Source organism: Ketogulonicigenium vulgare WSH-001, from assembly GCF_000223375.1.
GTDB classification, from domain to species: Bacteria; Pseudomonadota; Alphaproteobacteria; order Rhodobacterales; family Rhodobacteraceae; genus Ketogulonicigenium; species Ketogulonicigenium vulgare.
This window is the reverse complement of sequence record NC_017384.1, coordinates 2098295-2115339: the sequence shown is the minus strand read 5'-3', so window position 1 is coordinate 2115339 and position 17045 is coordinate 2098295. Positions and strand designations below refer to the sequence as shown.

General features: G+C 62.2%; 16 protein-coding genes and 2 tRNA genes. 3 read left to right on the top strand and 15 right to left on the bottom strand.

What is annotated here, in order from left to right:
• Nucleotides 1–84: 84 nt before the first annotated feature.
• Nucleotides 85–810 (top strand): outer membrane protein, encoded by a 726-nt coding sequence (locus KVU_RS10510; protein ID WP_013385209.1) that lies wholly within the window; start codon nt 85–87, stop codon nt 808–810.
• A 46-nt stretch (nt 811–856) separates the two neighbouring features.
• Here the strand turns inward: KVU_RS10510 and KVU_RS10505 are convergent, their stop codons facing one another.
• From KVU_RS10505 to KVU_RS10495, 3 genes are read right to left on the bottom strand one after another with little or no spacing between them, the layout of a single operon-like run.
• Entirely contained in the window at nt 857–1882 is a 1026-nt protein-coding gene (locus tag KVU_RS10505; RefSeq protein ID WP_060486315.1) for a lysine-2,3-aminomutase-like protein, read from the bottom strand.
• A 13-nt stretch (nt 1883–1895) separates the two neighbouring features.
• On the bottom strand, nt 1896–2516 hold the full coding sequence (locus KVU_RS10500; RefSeq protein ID WP_014537982.1) for a DUF1190 domain-containing protein: 621 nt from the start codon (nt 2514–2516) through the stop codon (nt 1896–1898).
• Nucleotides 2517–2523: 7 nt separating this feature from the next.
• A complete protein-coding gene (locus tag KVU_RS10495; protein ID WP_193365316.1) occupies nt 2524–3696 on the bottom strand; it encodes a glutathionylspermidine synthase family protein in 1173 nt (390 codons plus the stop codon).
• 123 nt (nt 3697–3819) lie between these two features.
• Here KVU_RS10495 and KVU_RS10490 point away from each other — a divergent pair, with 123 nt between their 5' ends.
• On the top strand, nt 3820–4743 hold the full coding sequence (locus KVU_RS10490; RefSeq protein WP_013385205.1) for an intradiol ring-cleavage dioxygenase: 924 nt from the start codon (nt 3820–3822) through the stop codon (nt 4741–4743).
• A gap of 26 nt (nt 4744–4769) precedes the next feature.
• Here KVU_RS10490 and KVU_RS10485 read toward each other — a convergent pair whose 3' ends face one another.
• From KVU_RS10485 to KVU_RS10470, 4 genes are all read right to left on the bottom strand, one after another.
• Nucleotides 4770–6371, bottom strand: coding sequence for an ABC transporter ATP-binding protein (locus KVU_RS10485; RefSeq protein ID WP_013385204.1), 1602 nt, complete (start codon nt 6369–6371; stop codon nt 4770–4772).
• Nucleotides 6372–7496, bottom strand: a complete 1125-nt coding sequence (locus KVU_RS10480; protein WP_013385203.1) for an ABC transporter permease — start codon at nt 7494–7496, stop codon at nt 6372–6374. It lies immediately after the preceding gene.
• Nucleotides 7489–8412, bottom strand: coding sequence for an ABC transporter permease (locus KVU_RS10475; RefSeq protein WP_013385202.1), 924 nt, complete (start codon nt 8410–8412; stop codon nt 7489–7491). Before KVU_RS10475 ends, KVU_RS10480 begins: the two co-directional genes overlap by 8 nt.
• 67 nt (nt 8413–8479) lie before the next feature.
• Complete coding sequence (locus KVU_RS10470; RefSeq protein ID WP_013385201.1) at nt 8480–10057, bottom strand: peptide ABC transporter substrate-binding protein; 1578 nt, start codon at nt 10055–10057, stop codon at nt 8480–8482.
• Nucleotides 10058–10287: 230 nt separating this feature from the next.
• Between KVU_RS10470 and nikR the strand changes: the two genes are divergently transcribed.
• Nucleotides 10288–10761: a nickel-responsive transcriptional regulator NikR gene (nikR, locus tag KVU_RS10465; protein WP_013385200.1), complete on the top strand. Its 474-nt coding sequence runs from the start codon at nt 10288–10290 to the stop codon at nt 10759–10761.
• On the opposite strand, the gene KVU_RS10460 is transcribed toward nikR, so the two are convergent.
• From KVU_RS10460 to KVU_RS10425, 8 genes are all read right to left on the bottom strand, one after another.
• Nucleotides 10758–11687, bottom strand: a complete 930-nt coding sequence (locus KVU_RS10460; protein ID WP_014537981.1) for a glycosyltransferase family protein — start codon at nt 11685–11687, stop codon at nt 10758–10760. The genes nikR and KVU_RS10460 overlap by 4 nt on opposite strands.
• Nucleotides 11688–11785: 98 nt before the next feature.
• Nucleotides 11786–11860, bottom strand: a tRNA-Glu gene (locus KVU_RS10455).
• A 35-nt stretch (nt 11861–11895) separates the two neighbouring features.
• Nucleotides 11896–11970: transfer RNA gene (locus tag KVU_RS10450), tRNA-Glu, on the bottom strand.
• An 83-nt stretch (nt 11971–12053) separates the two neighbouring features.
• Complete coding sequence (recJ, locus tag KVU_RS10445) at nt 12054–13799, bottom strand: single-stranded-DNA-specific exonuclease RecJ (RefSeq protein ID WP_013385197.1); 1746 nt, start codon at nt 13797–13799, stop codon at nt 12054–12056.
• A gap of 15 nt (nt 13800–13814) precedes the next feature.
• Nucleotides 13815–14780 (bottom strand): class II fructose-bisphosphatase, encoded by a 966-nt coding sequence (gene glpX, locus KVU_RS10440; RefSeq protein WP_013385196.1) that lies wholly within the window; start codon nt 14778–14780, stop codon nt 13815–13817.
• 132 nt (nt 14781–14912) lie between these two features.
• The gene (locus KVU_RS10435) at nt 14913–16199 is read right to left on the bottom strand and encodes a homoserine dehydrogenase (RefSeq protein ID WP_013385195.1); all 1287 of its coding nucleotides are present in this window, start codon (nt 16197–16199) and stop codon (nt 14913–14915) included.
• A 71-nt stretch (nt 16200–16270) separates the two neighbouring features.
• Nucleotides 16271–16498, bottom strand: a complete 228-nt coding sequence (locus KVU_RS10430) for a hypothetical protein (protein WP_013385194.1) — start codon at nt 16496–16498, stop codon at nt 16271–16273.
• The gene (locus KVU_RS10425) at nt 16499–17032 is read right to left on the bottom strand and encodes a helix-turn-helix transcriptional regulator (protein WP_013385193.1); all 534 of its coding nucleotides are present in this window, start codon (nt 17030–17032) and stop codon (nt 16499–16501) included.
• Nucleotides 17033–17045 lie beyond the last annotated feature (13 nt).

Genomic DNA, 17045 nt, shown 5'->3' with positions numbered 1-17045 from the left:
TAATCGCGAAGAATGAGGCGAAGGCTGAGCGGGTTGTCCATCCCAACCCGATAACAAATGAAACCCAAGTCACAGGTGTCCAATATGAAAATGAATCGTTACTTCGCTGCAACCGCTATGGTTGCTCTTGTTGCCGCAAATACGGCTTCCGCAGGCGGTCTGACGGCTGAAGTCGTCGAACCCGTTGTGGTTGTTCCTGTCGTCGCTCCGGCGGCTGCAACCCGCTTTACCGGTGCATATGTCGGTGCTTCGCTGGGCTACACCTTCTCGGAAGATGACCGCGTTGGCGTTCACACGCCCGCTGGCACTTTCCTGGGTGACATCGGCGAATTTGAACTCGCTGGTCCCAGCGCTGCGATCTTCGGTGGTTACCGTTGGAACAGCGGCAAATGGGTCTTTGGTCCGGAAGTCAGCGTCCGTTTCGGCGATGTCTCGGATGACATCAGCTATGCTGGCCCGATTCCTGCTGCCTCGACCGGCACCAAAGAGCTGAACTGGGAAGCTGCGCTGCGTGCGACCCTGGGTTACGAAGTGACCCCGACCACGCTGGTTTACGGCTTCCTCGGCTACTCGGCTGTCGAATATGACTACGTCCTGAACGGCGCGATCACGCTGGACGAAACCGTCAGCCAGAACGGTCTGACCGCTGGTCTGGGTGTCGAGCACGCCCTGAATGACACCTGGGCTGTGCGCGGCCTGTATGTCTACAACGACTATGACCGCGAAAACCTGACCGGTTCGGGCGGCCGTTACACCACCGACACCACCCAACTGCACACCGTGAACGTTGGTCTGGTCTATAGCTTCTAATCCTTCGGGACTTTAGGCCAAAGGCCGCCCCTTGGGGCGGCCTTTTTCATTCTGGGTCGTGGTAGATATGTGTGCCGCCGTTCGGATCGGTCACTTGCCAGCGCCCATCTGCGCCGCCGTCGAAATAATCAGCGGTGATCGGCACCTTGCCAAAACCGCCGGGAATATCCAGCACATAGGTCGGCAGCGCCGACCCCGATATTTGCCCGCGCAAGGCCCGCATCAGCGCGCGTCCCGCCGCGATCGTGGTGCGGTAATGCGATGTGCCACGCGCCAGATCGCAGTGATGCAGGTAATAGGGTTTCACGCCCAGCCGCAGCAGGGTGGTGAACAGGCTTTTCAGCACCGCAACAGAATCATTCACACCGCGCAACAGCACAGATTGCGACAGCAGCGGCACACCAGCGGTGCGGAGCAGATCGAGCGCGGCAACCGCCTCGGGGATGAATTCTTGCGGATGGTTCGTATGCAGCACCAGCCATGTCTGCAAACCCGGCGCGGTCAGGGCGGCGATCATCTCGGGCGTGATGCGGTTTGGCGCGACGACCGGCACGCGGGTATGGATGCGCATCAGCCCGACATGCGGGATCGCGGCCAGCGCGGTGGTAATTTCGTGCAAGCGGCGCGGCGACAGGCTGAGAGGGTCGCCGCCGGTCAAGATCACCTCGTTAATCGCGGGGGTGCGGCGGATGTAATCCAGCGCGGCGGCGACATCACCGGCGGGCAGCACGCCGTTTTCGCCGACGACCTCGCGGCGAAAGCAAAACCGGCAATAGACTTCGCAGACCTGCGTGACGTGGAAAATGACGCGGTCGGGATAGCGATGCGTGATGCCCTTGGTCGGGGAATGGGCACCGTCGCCGATGGGATCGGTCAGCTCAGACGGCAGCACGTTCAACTCGCGACGGTCAGGGACGAATTGCAAGCCCACGCCATCATCCGCGCGTGTGATGGCAGTGCGCATCTGCGGCGTGATGCGCATCCGGAACGTCTCTGTGACAGGACGCAGCGCGGCCGCATCCGCGGGGCTGATCAACCCATCGGGCACCAGATCCGCGGGCTGTAGGGCCACGTGCTTGCGCAAATCAGCCCCCAAAGCCGCCGCTGCTGGCCGATCCACCAAAACCGCCAGTTGAACGTACGGTCGATTGGCTCATCGGGGCCGCTGCGGGGCGGGCACTGGTATTGCCGGTGTTGCGGACGCTTTGACCGCTGGCAGCATTCGAAAAGCTGGCGGCATTCACACGGGTATTGCCGGAATTATTCGCAAATGTGCTGCTGCGATCCGATGTCGTATACCCGCCCGAAGCCTGTGAATAGATCGGCTGGCTGGCGTTGCGACCACCCGACAGCATATTGCCCATCATGTAACCCATCAGCAGCGGCATAAAGAAACTGCCCATGCCACCGCCTGAATTCTGCGCCGTATCGGTGCAGTTCCCCGCGCCATATTCCGCCTCGCAGGTCGCCAGCGCGTCATAGCGGGGCGCGTTCGCCTCGTGCATGGCCTGCGCCTCGGTCGCGGCGGTGTCGCAGTCACTGCGCAGGATGCTGCTGCCACCGGCGTCAGCGGCGGCATAGCAGGCATTCGCGTCGGGGAACAACTGGGCGTCCATCTCGGTCACTTCGGGACGGCAGGCGGCCAGTGCAAAGGCGCTGACGGTCAGGCCAATGGTGAGGGGCATCAGGCGGGAAGATCGTTTCATATGCGGTTCATTCCTGGATGATATGGGGCACAAAGCGGCTGAGGTTTTGCGTGATCGGGGATTGATCCTCGCGCAGGCCAAGGCCGACGCAGGTCTCGCCCGCAATCCACGCGCCCAGCACGGGGCGATAGCCGTCAAAGACGGGCAGGGGGTGATAGGCCTGCACGATTTCCGGATATTGATCATAGCTGCGGTCTTCGGCGCGGGCGATGGTCTGGCCGTCCGGGCCCAGGATCGTCACCGAGGCCCCCTCGCGCGAGAACAGCGGCTTGCGCACTGTGCCATGGGGCATGTCATCGGCGCCATGCGCGTCATCGGCGAAATATGACGGCAGCAGGTTCGGGTGGCCTTTGAACATGTCCCACAGCACCGGCAGGATCGCCTTGTTCGAGACCAGCGCCTTCCACGGCGGCTCGATCATGCGCAGATGCGCGCCTGCAAGGTTTTCGGCAAAGGGTTCGGCCAGCAGGTTTTCCCACGGATAGAGCTTGAACAACACGCCCATAACGCGGGATTGGTTATCTGCGAACTGGCCGGTCTCGGTCAGGCCGATCTCGTGCATCGGGGTGTAATGCGCGCCAAGGCCTGCCTCCCGCGCGGCCCAGGCCAGCGTCTCGACGGTGCCGTAATCTTCGGTGTTATTCGCGACGGAGGCGAAATGCACATCGGTGCCGCGCGCGAAAATTTCGGCGAAACGCTCGGCGATGGCCTCGAAGGTGCGGTTGAACTGATCGGTGCCCTGCGGCAGATGCCCAAGGCCGATCTGATCTTGCAGCCAATCCCATTGGAACGAGGCGGATTCGAACAGCGAGGTCGGCGTGTCGGCGTTATATTCCAGCAGCTTGGCGGGGCCGTTGCCGTCGTAAGCCAAATCCATCCGGCCATAAAGCTCGGGCTCGGCGGCGCGCCAGCTGTTCGCGATGTAATCCCAATGCGCAAACGGCAGGCCCATGCGGGCCATCAGATCCTCGGAGGTGGTGATCCGGGCGACAGCTTCGCGCACCATCGCGTGCAACTGGGTCGAGGGGTCCTCGATGTCATCCTCGATCTGCGCAAGGGTAAAGCGATAGGCCACGTCCTCGGCCCAATAAGGTGCGCCATACATGGTGTGAAAGGTAAAGCCGGCGGCTTCGGCCTTGTCTTGCCAATCGGGGCGGGGCGGGAGGCTGATGCGGTGCATGGATCTCGACTTGACGGAAGGTTCCCCCTGCAAATGGCCATTTTTCGCCAGCGTGCAAGAGTTTTCGACGGAAATCGGCAGATGCACCGTTCAATTGCCAGGACATTCACGAAAGGACAATGGATGACCCAGCAAAGACCGGATCAGCCAGACGATATCACCCGCCGCCGGATCATGCAGCGCCTTGTGGCCGCCGTGCCATTGGCGGCCATTGGGGCAAGCGCCGCAAAAGCAGAGCCAAGCGCGGATATCGCACTGGCCGCCGCGACGATGGGCCTGATCACGACGAACGTCTGTGCGGTAAAACCCGAGACGACCGAAGGCCCCTATTACATCGACCCCAAACTGGTGCGCAGCGATATTACCGAGGGCAAGGCGGGTATCCCGCTGCGCCTGAGCATTCAGGTCGTGACCGCGGATTGCCGCCCGGTTGCCGGCGCGCGTGTCGATATCTGGCATTGTGATGCGCAGGGGAATTACTCGGGCTATGCGAACCAGGGCTCGGACGGGACGCTGAATACCGAAGGGCAGACCTTTTTGCGCGGCACTTGGCCTGCCGATGAGAATGGCATTGCGACATTCGATACGATCTATCCCGGATGGTATCGCGGGCGCACCACGCATATTCATTACAAGATCTATCTGGACGAGCGCACTGTCCTGACCAGCCAGATCTTTTTCCCTGATGCGCTGAGCGAATATCTGTTCCTGAACGCCGCCGCCTATCAGCGCAGCGATACGCGCGACACGGTGAACAAGGGCGATGGTATCGCCGCAGAGGCGGGCGAGGGGGCCTATTGCGCGATCCGCGAACAGGCGGACCGTTATATCGCCGCGCTGGTGGTGGGGATCGACCCTGACGCCACATGGACCGAAGGTGGCCAGGGTATGGGCGGCCCCGGTCGCGGTGGTCCCGAGGGTGGCCCTGGCGGCGGTATGCCCCCCGGCCCCCCGCCCGAGGGCAGCGCCCCGCCCGGACAAATGCCCGGCCAACCGCCCGAGGCTGGCGATCCTGCCGATCGCGTGCTGTTCCCGGACGGCGTATAAAAAAGGGGGCCTCGGCCCCCTTTTCCTTAATCTTCGCGGAAGCGCCGCTTGCTGAGGGCCGCGGCCATCAAGGTGCGGGTATATTCCTCGGCCGGGGCATCGAACACCTGCGTGGTCTCGCCCTGTTCGACGATTTTGCCCGATTTCATCACCACGATGTAATCCGACAGCGCGCGCACCACCGACAGGTCGTGGCTGATGAACAGATAGGTCAGCCCGTGCTTTTCCTGCAGGTCGCGCAGCAGCGTTACGATCTGCTTTTGCACCGAACGGTCCAGCGCCGATGTCGGCTCGTCCAGCACGATTACCTTGGGGCGCAGCACCATGGTGCGGGCGATGGCGATCCGCTGGCGTTGTCCGCCCGAGAATTCATGCGGGTAACGGTTGATCATATCGGCATCGAGGCCGACCTCGACCAGCGCTTCGCGCGCGCGGGCAGCCCGTTCGCGTCCAGACAGCTCGGGCGCGTGGATCTGCAACCCTTCGGTGATCACCCGTCCCACGGTCATCCGGGGCGAGAGCGAGCCAAACGGGTCTTGGAACACCAGTTGCAATTGCTTGCGATAGGGGCGCATCGGACCTTCGCCATAAGGCAGCGGCTTGCCAAGGTAGGCAATCGTGCCATCCGCAGGCAGCAGGCGCAGCAGCGCACGCCCCAGCGTTGATTTGCCGGAACCCGATTCGCCCACCACACCAATGGTTTGCCCCTGACGCAGGTTCAGCGACACATCATTCACCGCGGTAAAGACCTGCTTTTTGAACAGGCTTTTGCCAATGTTGAAATGCACCGCAACATTCTGCCCGTTCAACACCGAGGGCGCATCCGCAGGCGGCGGCGCTTTGGTGCCTTCGGGCTCGGCCGCCAGCAGCATCTGGGTATAGGGATGCTGGGCATTGGCGAACACTTGGGTTGCGGGGCCATCTTCGACCACTTCGCCCTTGCGCATCACGCAGACATGGTCGGCAAAGCGTTCAACGATGCCAAGGTCATGCGTGATGAAAATGATCGCCATGCCAAGGCGCTTTTGCAGATCGGCCAGCAGGGTCATGATCTGATCTTGGATGGTCACATCCAGCGCGGTGGTCGGCTCGTCCGCGATCAGCACATCGGGGTCATTGGCCAGTGCCATCGCGATCATCACGCGCTGACGCTGTCCGCCCGAAAGCTCGTGCGGATAGCTGTCGATGCGGCGCTCGGGCTCGGGGATGCCGACCAGTTTCAGCAGCTCGAGAATGCGCGGGCGCGCGGCCGATTTCGACAGGCCGCGGTGGTGGCGCAACGGCTCGGCCAGTTGGGTGCCGATCGTGTAAAGCGGGTCAAGCGATGTCATCGGCTCTTGGAAGATCATGGTGATCTTGTTGCCGCGCACATTGTTCAACTGCTTTTCGCCAAGGCCGATCAGGTCCTGACCACGATACAGCGCCTGACCTGTCGCGCGTCCGTTACGCGACAAAAGGCCCATGATCGCCATGGTGGTCTGGCTTTTACCCGAACCGGATTCGCCGACGATGGCGAGGGTCTTGCCCGCCTCGACATCAAAATTGATGCCGCGGACGGCTTCGACGTCGCCATCATCGGTTTGGAAGGTCACGCGAAGATCGCGGACCGAAAGGACGGTTTCGCTCATTTAGCGCTCCTTCGGGTCGAGGCTGTCGCGCAACCCGTCGCCCAGGAAGTTCAACGCGAAAAGAATGATCGTCAGCGTCGCCGCCGGGAAGATCAGCTGATAGGCCGCGCCGCGCATGTTATTGGCGCCTTCGGAAATCAGCAGACCCAGCGAGGTCAGCGGATCTTGCACGCCAAGGCCCAGGAACGACAGCAGGCTTTCCAGCAAGATCGCCTTGGGCACCAGCAGCGTCATAAAGACGATGACGGGGCCAAGGGCGTTCGGAATGATGTGACGGGTCAGGATACCCGCACGGCTGGCGCCCAGCGCCTCGGCAGCTTGCACAAACTCGCGCCGCTTCAGCGACAGGGTCTGGCCGCGGACGATGCGCGCCATATCAAGCCATTCCGTCGCCCCGATGGCGATAAAGATGATCGCCATAGATCGACCAAAGAACACCAGCATCAGAATGACGAAAAAGATGAACGGCAGCGAATACAGAATATCCACGACGCGCATCATGATATTGTCAGCGCGACCGCCCAGATAGCCCGAGATCGCGCCATAGGTCACGCCCAGCACCAGCGCCATGACGGATGCCAGCACGCCGATCATCAGCGAGATGCGCATTCCGATAAAGATCCGCGTCATCAGATCGCGGCCAAGGTTATCGGTGCCCAGCAGGAAATAACGCCGTTCGACCTGCACCGACAGCGTGCCGGTGCGGCCATCCTCGGACAGCTCCAGCGCAGGCGCGCTGAACAGGTTCGAGCGTTCGAAATAGCGCAGCACGCGCGTGTCGATTGCCTCGTCCGAGGTGATATTGACCGACAGTGTGCTGCCGTCCAACACAGGCTCGTCGCCCGTCAGCCGGGTGCGGCTGAATTCGCGTGCAAAGCCGGGCAGGATATTATCAGCCTTGGGATAGGCTTCCAGCGAGGGGGCGACGCGCACATATTGCTGATAGATCCGCTCGGGCGGATGGGGGCTGAGGATCGGGCCAAAGATCGCGATCAAAGTCATCGCGACCAGCACGATCAGCGAGGCCATCGCCGCGCGATTGCGCCGCAACCGGCGCATGGCATCTTGCCACAGCGAGCGCGACTCGCGTGCGCCGCCAGTGGGGATGGAAGTTGCGTCAGTCATAGCGCACCCTCGGGTCAAGCCAGGCGTAAGCCAGGTCGACAAGCAAATTGAAAATCACGACGAAGATCGAAATCACGACCACCGTGCCCATCACCAGCGTATAGTCGCGGCCAAGCGCGCCTTGCACAAAGTAACGGCCGATGCCGGGAAGTCCGAAAATCGTCTCGACCACGACCGAACCGGTCAAAAGGCCGGCGGCTGTCGGGCCCAGATAGGACACGGCAGGCAGCATCGCCGCGCGCAGGGCGTGAACACCAACCACGACGCGGGTCGGCAGGCCATAGGCGCGCGCGGTGCGGACGTGGTTTGCGCTTAGGGCCTCGATGGTCGAGCCGCGCACCAGACGCGCGATCACGGCAATTTGAGGCAGCGCCAGCGTGATGATCGGCAGAACCCAATAGGCCGGATTCGCATTCGACCAACCGCCTGCGGGCAGGATGCCAAGGATCACACCAAAGAACATCGACAGCAGCGGTGCGATGACAAAGTTCGGTGTGGTGATACCAAAAGTCGCCAGCGCGACGATCAGATTATCCAGCCAGGAATTCTGCCGCAGGGCCGCGAGCGCGCCCAAAAACGTGCCGATAATGCTGGCGAACAGCAGGGCAAGACCGCCCAGCATGATCGACACCGGCAGGCCGGCCGCGAACAGATCATTCACGCTGAAATCGCGGCGGGTAAAGCTGGGGCCTAGATCGCCGTGCAGCAGGTTCTTGATATAAAGGACATATTGTTCCCAGAGCGGCGCATCCAGATTATAGGCGCGCATCAGATTTTGCATGATCAACGGATCAAGTGGCCGTTCAAGGTTGAAGGGGCCACCAGGGGCAACCCGGATCATGAAGAAGGTCAGGGTGACGATGATGAAGATCGTCGGGATGGCGCTTGCGAGGCGCCGGAGCGTGTATCCAAGCATTGGGGTATCCTCAATGCAAGCGGGCAGGAGCCATTGGCCCCCGCCCGCAAGTTAGCGTTTCATACGATCAGTTAACCGAGAGCCAGCGGCTCAGGTGATCGTCCATAAGGTTGTCCTCATAGCCCGAAATGGACGGAGATACGAGGGCGCGCGACGAATACCACAGGATCGGGATGATCGGCAGCTCGTCCAGCAGGATCGTCTCGGCCTGAGCCAGAATCTCGGCGCGGGCGGCCAGATCGGTCTCGGTCGCAGCGGCGTCGATCGCGGCGTCATAGTCAGCATTCACCCAGCGCGGGTAGTTGAACTGGACGTCCGATTGGAACAGGAACAGGAAGTTCTGCGGATCGTTATAGTCACCGATCCAGCCAGCGCGGGCGATGTCATACATGCCGCCTTGCTGCAGGTAGCTGAAATAGGACGCGCCTTCGACTTCGTCCAGCTCGCCGGTGATACCGATGTTCGACAGCATGTCAGCAACTGCTGCCATGGTGTTGCGGTGGTTTTCCGAGGTGTTGAAGCGCAGCTTGACGGTCAGGGTGCCCGGTGCAACGCCAGCTTCTTCCAGAAGGGCCTTGGCGGCATCTTCGCGGTCCAGCAGGTCTTCGTCGGCATAGGGCAGCATCACGCCGCCATCGACGTAGTTCACGATGCCCGGGGGCACCAGCGAATAGCCCGGCAGCATGGTGTCGCGCCAGACTTCGGTCGCGATAAAGTCACGGTCGATCACCAGCGAGATGGCCTGACGCACGCGCGGATCGCGCAGCGGGCTGCCTTCTTCGCCCTTGATCGGCAGGTAATAGGTGCCGAGGTAGGGGACGACGTGCAACTCTTCGGCCAGGTTCGCCTCGAGGTAGTCCATCTGTTCGGTGGGAACGTCGGTACAGATCTGGATCTCGCCGGCTTCAAAGCGGCGCAGGCAGGCAGCGCGGTCTTCGAAGGGGATATAGTTGATCTGGTCGATCGCAACGTTTTCAGCGTCGTGGAAGTTGGTGTTCTTCGACATGACGATCATGTCGTTCGGGGTGAACGACACCAGTTGGAACGCGCCGTTGGTGACCATGCGGCCCGCTTGGGTAAAGCTGTCGCCGAATTCTTCGACCGAAGCGGCGTGGATCGGCAGACCGGTCTGGTGGGTCAGCAGTTCCAGGAAATAGGGGGTCGCGGACGACAGGGTGATTTCCAGCGTGGTCGCATCGATCGCGCGGACGCCCAGAGTGTCAGCCTCGGCCTCGCCCGATGCGATCGCTTCGGCGTTCACGATCGGGAACAGCATGTTGGCATAGGGCGCAGCCGTCGCCGGGTCCATCAGGCGGCGATAGGCGTAGAGGAAGTCTTCGGCGGTGACAGCATCGCCGTTCGACCATTTCGCATCGTCACGGAAGTGGAACGTGTAAACCAGGCCGTCTTCCGAAATGTCCCAGCTTTCAGCAACGCCGGGGATCGTGCTGCCGTCAGCAGCCTTGGTGACCAGACCTTCATACAGGTCGTTCATCAGGCGGCTTTCCGACACGGTCGAAGTGCGGTGGTGATCCAGCGTCGAGGGGTCAGTATCGTTGCCGCGGTTCAGCACGACCTGCGCGCTGGCCATGCCGGCTGTCAGGGCCAGCACGCAGCTGGCCGAAAGAAGATGGCTGAGTTTCATTGTTTTCTCCCGTAATGAACCTCTCATTCGCGTTATGATCCACAAGGGCAAGGGTGTCTGGCAATAAAATTACTTAACTTCACGGTAAAAAATTTTGATTGACAGTGTGAATGCTGAACCTGCGCGCACCTTTCGCCGCATGACTTGGGGTGGGGCTTTGTGCCAGATTGACAAGGTGTGGGCGAATCACCTGCCCATTTGACGATTTGCCCCGGCGGCAGAGGACGATAATGCACCGCGTGACCATCACGATTGAGACCGCTCTTTTGGACGAGCTGGACGCCTATATGGCCCGATCGGGCGCCAGCAACCGGTCCGAGGCTTTGCGTGATCTGGTGCGCCGCGGGCTGGCGCAGCAGGGCGCCGAGGTGGGCGAGGCGCAATGCGTCGGTGTTGTCAGCTATACGCTGGACCCATCGGTGCGTGCATTGGGCCGCCGCGTGCCGCAAAGCCGTCAGGATCGGCATGATCACACGATCGCCGCGCTGTCGGTGCCGCTTGACCACGATTCAGCGGTCGAGATTGCCGTGATGCGCGGTCGCGTGGCGCAGGTCAGCGCCTATGCCGAAGGGCTGTTTCTAGAGCGCGGAATTCGCCACGGCAAACTGTCATTGATTCCCGTGCAACATGACGTGGAAACACACACCCACGAGGGCGGCGAGCCGCATGAGCATTCGCATCTGCGCGTGCGCGAGAGTTTTTAACCCGCGCGCAGCATCAGCTGGGCAGAGTCGAAATAGCGGTCGATCAGCACGTCGAAATCGAAATCCAGTACGAAGCCGCAGTCGGTTTCCAGCAGCGCATCGGTGCGACGCGTGTCGAAATGGACGATGGTGTCATAGATCTGCCGCAGCTCGGTATCAGCCGTCTCGCTTGCTTCGGCGGCGAGGATTTTGGCAGAAAGCGCAGGGGCAAAGGATGCGTTCCTGCTGCGCCGCGCGGCGGCAGCCTTCCATTTTTCAAAGACCTCGGCGTTGAAATGCAGCAGGCTGACGCCCTTTTTGCGCATCCATGCAAGGTTGTTCGTCCGCGTGTTGGTGCCGATAAAGACGGCGTTATGCTCGCGCACTTCGATGTTCTGGATGCCGGTGCGATGCGCGGATTTCCCGAACGCATGGCTCATCAAACCGCGCCGCTTTGACAAAAGTTCCGCCATATCGCCGTAAATCTGCTGCGCATCCTCGTCGGTCATGCGCATACGAAACAGATGGTGATGGGCGGGCAGGTCGCTGATCAACTGCTCGCACGGGCGAATGATGGCGGTTTGAATGTCAGCGGGTAGGGCGGCAAGGCGTTCGGATAGCCTGCCATTCTCGCATAGCACCAACTCATCGCAGTCAAGGCGCAGTACCCAGTCAGTGGTCACGCGCGGATAAAGATAGGTGCCGGCCTGTATTTGCGGCGGGCCAGCGTAATCGGGATCAATCCCCATCTGTGCACGCAGATCGGCGGTAAAAGGGATACAGGTGATCCGAGGGTGGCCTTGCAATCTGGCGATAAACGGATCGTTTTCATCGTGGAAAATGATGTAAATCTGGTCCGCGCCCATATCGAGATACCACGCGACAAAGCGCATGACCTCGTAAGGGGTGTTGCGCATCACGGTAATCACAGACCAGCTAGCAGACATGGACCCTCACGCGGTGTTCAAGCGTGAAAATTTCCGAGCGTCGCTGCAGATGCAAGCGCAATCGTCAGGATTGTCTATGCTGGGTAAAATTTAAGTTGTGGTAGCCCGTAGGGGAGTCGAACCCCTCTTCCCAGAATGAAAATCTGGTGTCCTAACCGATAGACGAACGGGCCACACAACTTGTTATACGCCCTCTTCCAAGGAAGAGTGGTAGCCCGTAGGGGAGTCGAACCCCTCTTCCCAGAATGAAAATCTGGTGTCCTAACCGATAGACGAACGGGCCAGTCTTGGCGTGAGGCGGCTTTTAGTTAAAGACCCTGCGCGGGGCAAGGGGTTATTTGGATATTTCTGCCAGAAATCGGGCGCTCAGCTGCTTGCCTTTGCGGCATCCTCGATGCGCAATTGGGCGCTGGCACGGCCCTGCCAGTGGTTCACCTCAAGCCGTCCGACCACATGCACGCGCTGGCTGCCGGAATGGGTCAGCAGATGTCCCAGCGGCGATTGCGCGGCATTAAAGGCGATCGCATCAAGCCGCGCGCCAAGGCCATCGCCCAATGTGACCTTCAGGTGGTCGCTGCCGACGGGTTTGACATATTGCACCACGACATCGGGCAGCGCAAAGCGTGGCGCGGGGGCCGAGGCGCCGAACGGCCCGGCCTGTTCCAACTGTTCGATCATGGCGACCGTCGCCGCGCCGGGCATCAGCAGCGCATCAATGCGCAAATCACTGGGGCCACCTGCGCCTGCGCCCTGACGGGCCAGCAGTTCCGACAGGCGTGCCATGGCAGGCTCTAAATTCTCGCGCGTGACCGTCAGGCCCGCCGCCATCTTATGGCCGCCGCCTTTCAGCAGCAGGCCCTCAGCCGCAACGCGTTGGATCGCAGCGCCAAGGTCAACGCCGCTGACAGAGCGGCCCGAGCCTTTGCCGATCCCGCCGTCAAAGCCGATCACCACGCTCGGGCGGTTCGTCGCCTCTTTGATACGGGCGGCGACAATGCCGACGACACCGGGGTGCCAGCCCTCGCTTGCGGCCCAGACCAGCGGTGCCTCGAGGCCGCGGGCCTCGGCCTGCGCGATGGCGGCGTCGCGGACAGCGGATTCAATCGCCCGCCGCTCGGTGTTCAGCGCATCAAGCTGCGCGGCCATGGCGGCAGCCTCATGCGGGTCGGTGGTGGCCAGCAGCCGCGCACCAAGGTCCGCGCGGCCAATACGGCCGCCCGCGTTCACACGCGGGCCAAGGATATAGCCAAGGTGATAGCTGCTGGGGGCGCTGTCGATCCGCGCCACATCGGCCAAAGCCACAAGGCCCGGACGCGCGCGGCGGCCCATGACCGCCAGCCCCTGCCGCACCAATGCACGGTTCAGGCCAACCAGCGGCGCCACATCGGCGACCGTTGCCAGCGCGACCAGATCCAGAAGGCTGGTCAGATCAGGCCCTTGCAGCCCGCCCGCGCGCAACTGGCGGTTCGCCTCGACCAGCGCCAAAAAGACGACGCCCGCCGCGCAGAGATAGGTCAGATCGCCGCTTTCGTCCTGCCGGTTCGGGTTCACCACGGCCAGGGCAGGGGGCAGGGTCTCGCCGCCTAGGTGGTGGTCCAGTACGATGACATCGGCGGCTGTGGCCGCGCCCAAAGCCTCGTGCGAGAGGGTGCCGCAATCGACGCAGATGATCAGGTCGTGGCGCGCCGCCAGATCCGCCATGGCCGGAACATTGGGGCCATAGCCCTCGTCAATGCGGTCGGGGATATATAGGGTCGCCTGCAGACCAAAGTTGCGCAGCCAATCGATCAGCAGCGCGGATGAGGCGCCGCCATCCACATCGTAATCGCCAAAGATCGCAATGCGTTGCCGTGTCTGCACGGCCAGCACCAGCCGCGCCGCTGCCTTTTCCATATCCCGCAGGCTGCGCGGGTCGGGCATCAGATCGCGCAGGCGCGGGGTCAGAAAGCCCTCGGCCCCGTCGGCGTCAATGCCGCGCTGCGCCAGCAGCGCGGCCAAGGGGCGCGAAAGCCCGAGTTGCTGGGACAAAGCCTCGGTCAGGCGGTCGGTTTCTAGATCGGGGCCGACCCAAGCGCGGCCCGTGACAGAGTCTGTAACGCCTAGAAAAGACACTTTGCCCCTTTCATCTTACTTGATCGGGCAGCGGTAAGTGATGCGACGCACCGAACCCGTTTTCGACCGCATCAGCACGGTTTCCGTGGTGAAGAAACCCGGCTCGCGTTTGATGCCGCGCAGCAGCGAGCCATCGGTGACGCCGGTGGCCGCGAAAATGACATCGCCCGTGACCAGATCGTCGCGGGTATAGATGCGGTTCAGGTCGGTGATCCCCGCTTTGGCCGCGCGGCCACGTTCATCATCATTGCGGAACAGCAGGCGGCCATAGATCTCGCCGCCCATGCATTTCAGGGCCGAGGCCGCCAGCACACCCTCGGGTGCGCCGCCCGAACCCATATACATATCGATGCCGGTCGTTTCGGGGTCGGCACAGTGCATGACGCCCGCAACGTCGCCATCGGTGATCAGGCGAATGGCGGCGCCGGTGCCGCGCACTTCGGCGATCATGTCTTGGTGGCGTTCGCGGTCCAAAATGCAGACGGTGATATCCGCGGCTTCGACACCCTTGGCCTTGGCCAGCGCATAGACGCGTTCGGCAGGCGACATATCCAGCGAGACGGTATTGGCCGGAAAGCCGGGGCCAATGGCCAGCTTGTCCATGTAAACGTCGGGCGCGTGCAGCAGCGTGCCGCGCGGCGCCATGGCGATCACGGTCAGCGCGTTCGGCATGTCTTTTGCGGTCAGCGTCGTGCCTTCCAGCGGGTCGAGGGCGATATCCACCGCAGGGCCGGTGCCGGTGCCGACTTCTTCGCCGATATACAGCATCGGGGCTTCGTCGCGCTCGCCCTCGCCAATCACCACGACACCGGCGATGTCCAGCATGTTCAGCTGGGTGCGCATTGCGTCGACGGCGGCCTTGTCGGCGGCTTTTTCATCGCCACGCCCCACCATCGCGGCAGAGGCCAGCGCGGCGGCTTCGGAGACGCGGGCAAGGCCCAGCGACAGCATGCGATCATGGAATTCCGGCGCAGTGGTCATCACGTTTTCCTTGTTCTGACGCGGCGGGGGGAGCGTCCCCGCGCCTACCTTTCCTGCCCTAGCCTTATGGGCCAGAGGCGACAAGCATGTGAACGCTAACGCTTTTCGCCTCGGCCGGATTCGCCCAAAAACTCAGAGGCTTTCGATGCGAAGTGCCACGGTTTCACCCGTCACGACGGCGGTTTGCGGCAGGGCCTCGAGTGCCAGTTCCACGGCGCTGCGCATCGTCTTGTGTGTGACGATCAGCACCGGGGCGGCGCTGCCATCATGGCCGTATTGGCGCATGCGGTCGATGGAAATGCCGTTATCGCCCAAGATTCGTGCGACTTTCGCCAGCGCGCCGGGTTTGTCGTCCAGCTGCATACGGATGTAATAGGGCGCAGGCACCGCCGAGCGCGCGGCGGGCTGCGCCACAAGGCTGGTCGCCGGAATGCCGAATGTCGGCATCCGGATGCCGCGTGCGATATCAATCACATCCGACATGATAGCGCTAGCGGTCGGGCCTGAACCCGCGCCCGGGCCGCGCAGCACGATCTGGCCAACGGCGTCCCCCTCTAGCACGACCATATTGGTGCCCCCTTGCAATTGGCCCAGCGGCGAATGCGCGGGCACAAGGCAGGGGGTCATGCGCTGTTCCAGCCCGCGGCCGGTCAATTGCGCGACGCCCAGCAGCTTGATGCGAAAGCCAAGGTCGGCGGCGTGGCGAATATCCTCGATCGTGATGGCGCCGATGCCTTCCAGCTCGACCGCATTGAAATCGACCTTACTGCCAAAGGCGATGGCCGACAGCAGCGACAGCTTGTGCCCCGCATCGATGCCGCCCACGTCCAACTGCGGGTCCGCCTCAAGGTAGCCCAGCGCGCGGGCCTCCTCGAACACTTCCTCATAGGTCAGGCCCGCGCTTTCCATGCGGGTCAGGATGTAATTGCACGATCCGTTCATCACCCCCATGACGCGGGTGATACGGTTGCCGGCCAACCCCTCGGTCAGGGCCTTGATCACGGGGATACCGCCCGCGACGGCAGCCTCGAACCGCAGGACGCGGCCCGCGCCCTCGGCCTTGGCGGCGATTTCATTGCCGTGGATGGCCAGCAGCGCCTTGTTGGCGGTGACGATGTCTTTGCCGCTATCCAGCGCGGCAAGGGTCGCCGCGCGCGCGGGGCCTTCGTGGCCGCCCATTACTTCGACGAAAACGTCGATATCATCACGTTTGGCCAGCGCGACAGGGTCGCTTTCCCAGGCATAGCCATCCAGCGCGACGCCGCGATCCTTATTATTGCTGCGGGCCGAGACGGCGACGATCTGGACAGGGCGACCCGCACGGGCCGCAAGCATCTGCCCATGCTCTTGAATAATGCGAATAATGCCGGTGCCCACGGTTCCAAGGCCAGCAATCCCAAGGCGGAGCGGAGCAGTCATCGCAATATTCCTGTAAAGTGGTCTGCGCGGTTGGTTAGCCTGTCCCGCGTCTAGGTGCAACGCATCAGGCGTCAGTTTGCCCGCAATGCGGCTGCACGGGCGCGCAGCGCGGCGGCGCGGGCGTCCAGATCGTCTTGTGTTGCGGTCGGATTGGTCGCGCCAAGCGCGGCGGCATCGCGCATCATAGGATCGACATTGATCAGCGCCGGATAGCTCTCCGGCGCCGGGCGCGTGCTGACATCGGGAATTGCGCAGGCGGTCAGGCCGAGAGCAGCAACAAGCGGGATCAAAAATCGCATCTATTTCTCCGTCACGGTCGGGAGGGTGGCGGGCGTTGGGGCGGCGGCAAGGGGCGAGATCGGCGCCTCGATCAGGTCTTCGATAAAGATAGATAACAACTGCGGGCGCCCACTGACACCGGCTTTGCGGTAAATGGCGTTTGTTTGTGCCTTTACGGTGCCTTCAGAGGTTTGCCGCATCTGCGCGATTTCGGACAGGCTGAACCCTTTGATCGCGAAAAGCGCCACGTCCCGCTCGGCCGGGGTCAGGCCCCATTGCAGGAATTTCTCCTGCAGCAGATCCATGAATGCGCCAGAGGCGGCGCGCAACTGGCTTTCGGCCCGTTTCGCGCGGCGCAACGCATCGCGCAGCGTGACAATGCCCATGGCGACGCCGATCAGCAGGCCGCAGGCGGCGCCGATCTCGATAAACTCGTTTACCTCCCACGCCAGCGGCGGCAGGCCCAGCACCGAGATCAGCGTGTTCCATAGGAACAGCACCGCGCAGACCAACTGCACGATCAGCAAGGCGATGATGCCAAAGCGGCCGGGCATCAGAGACGATATC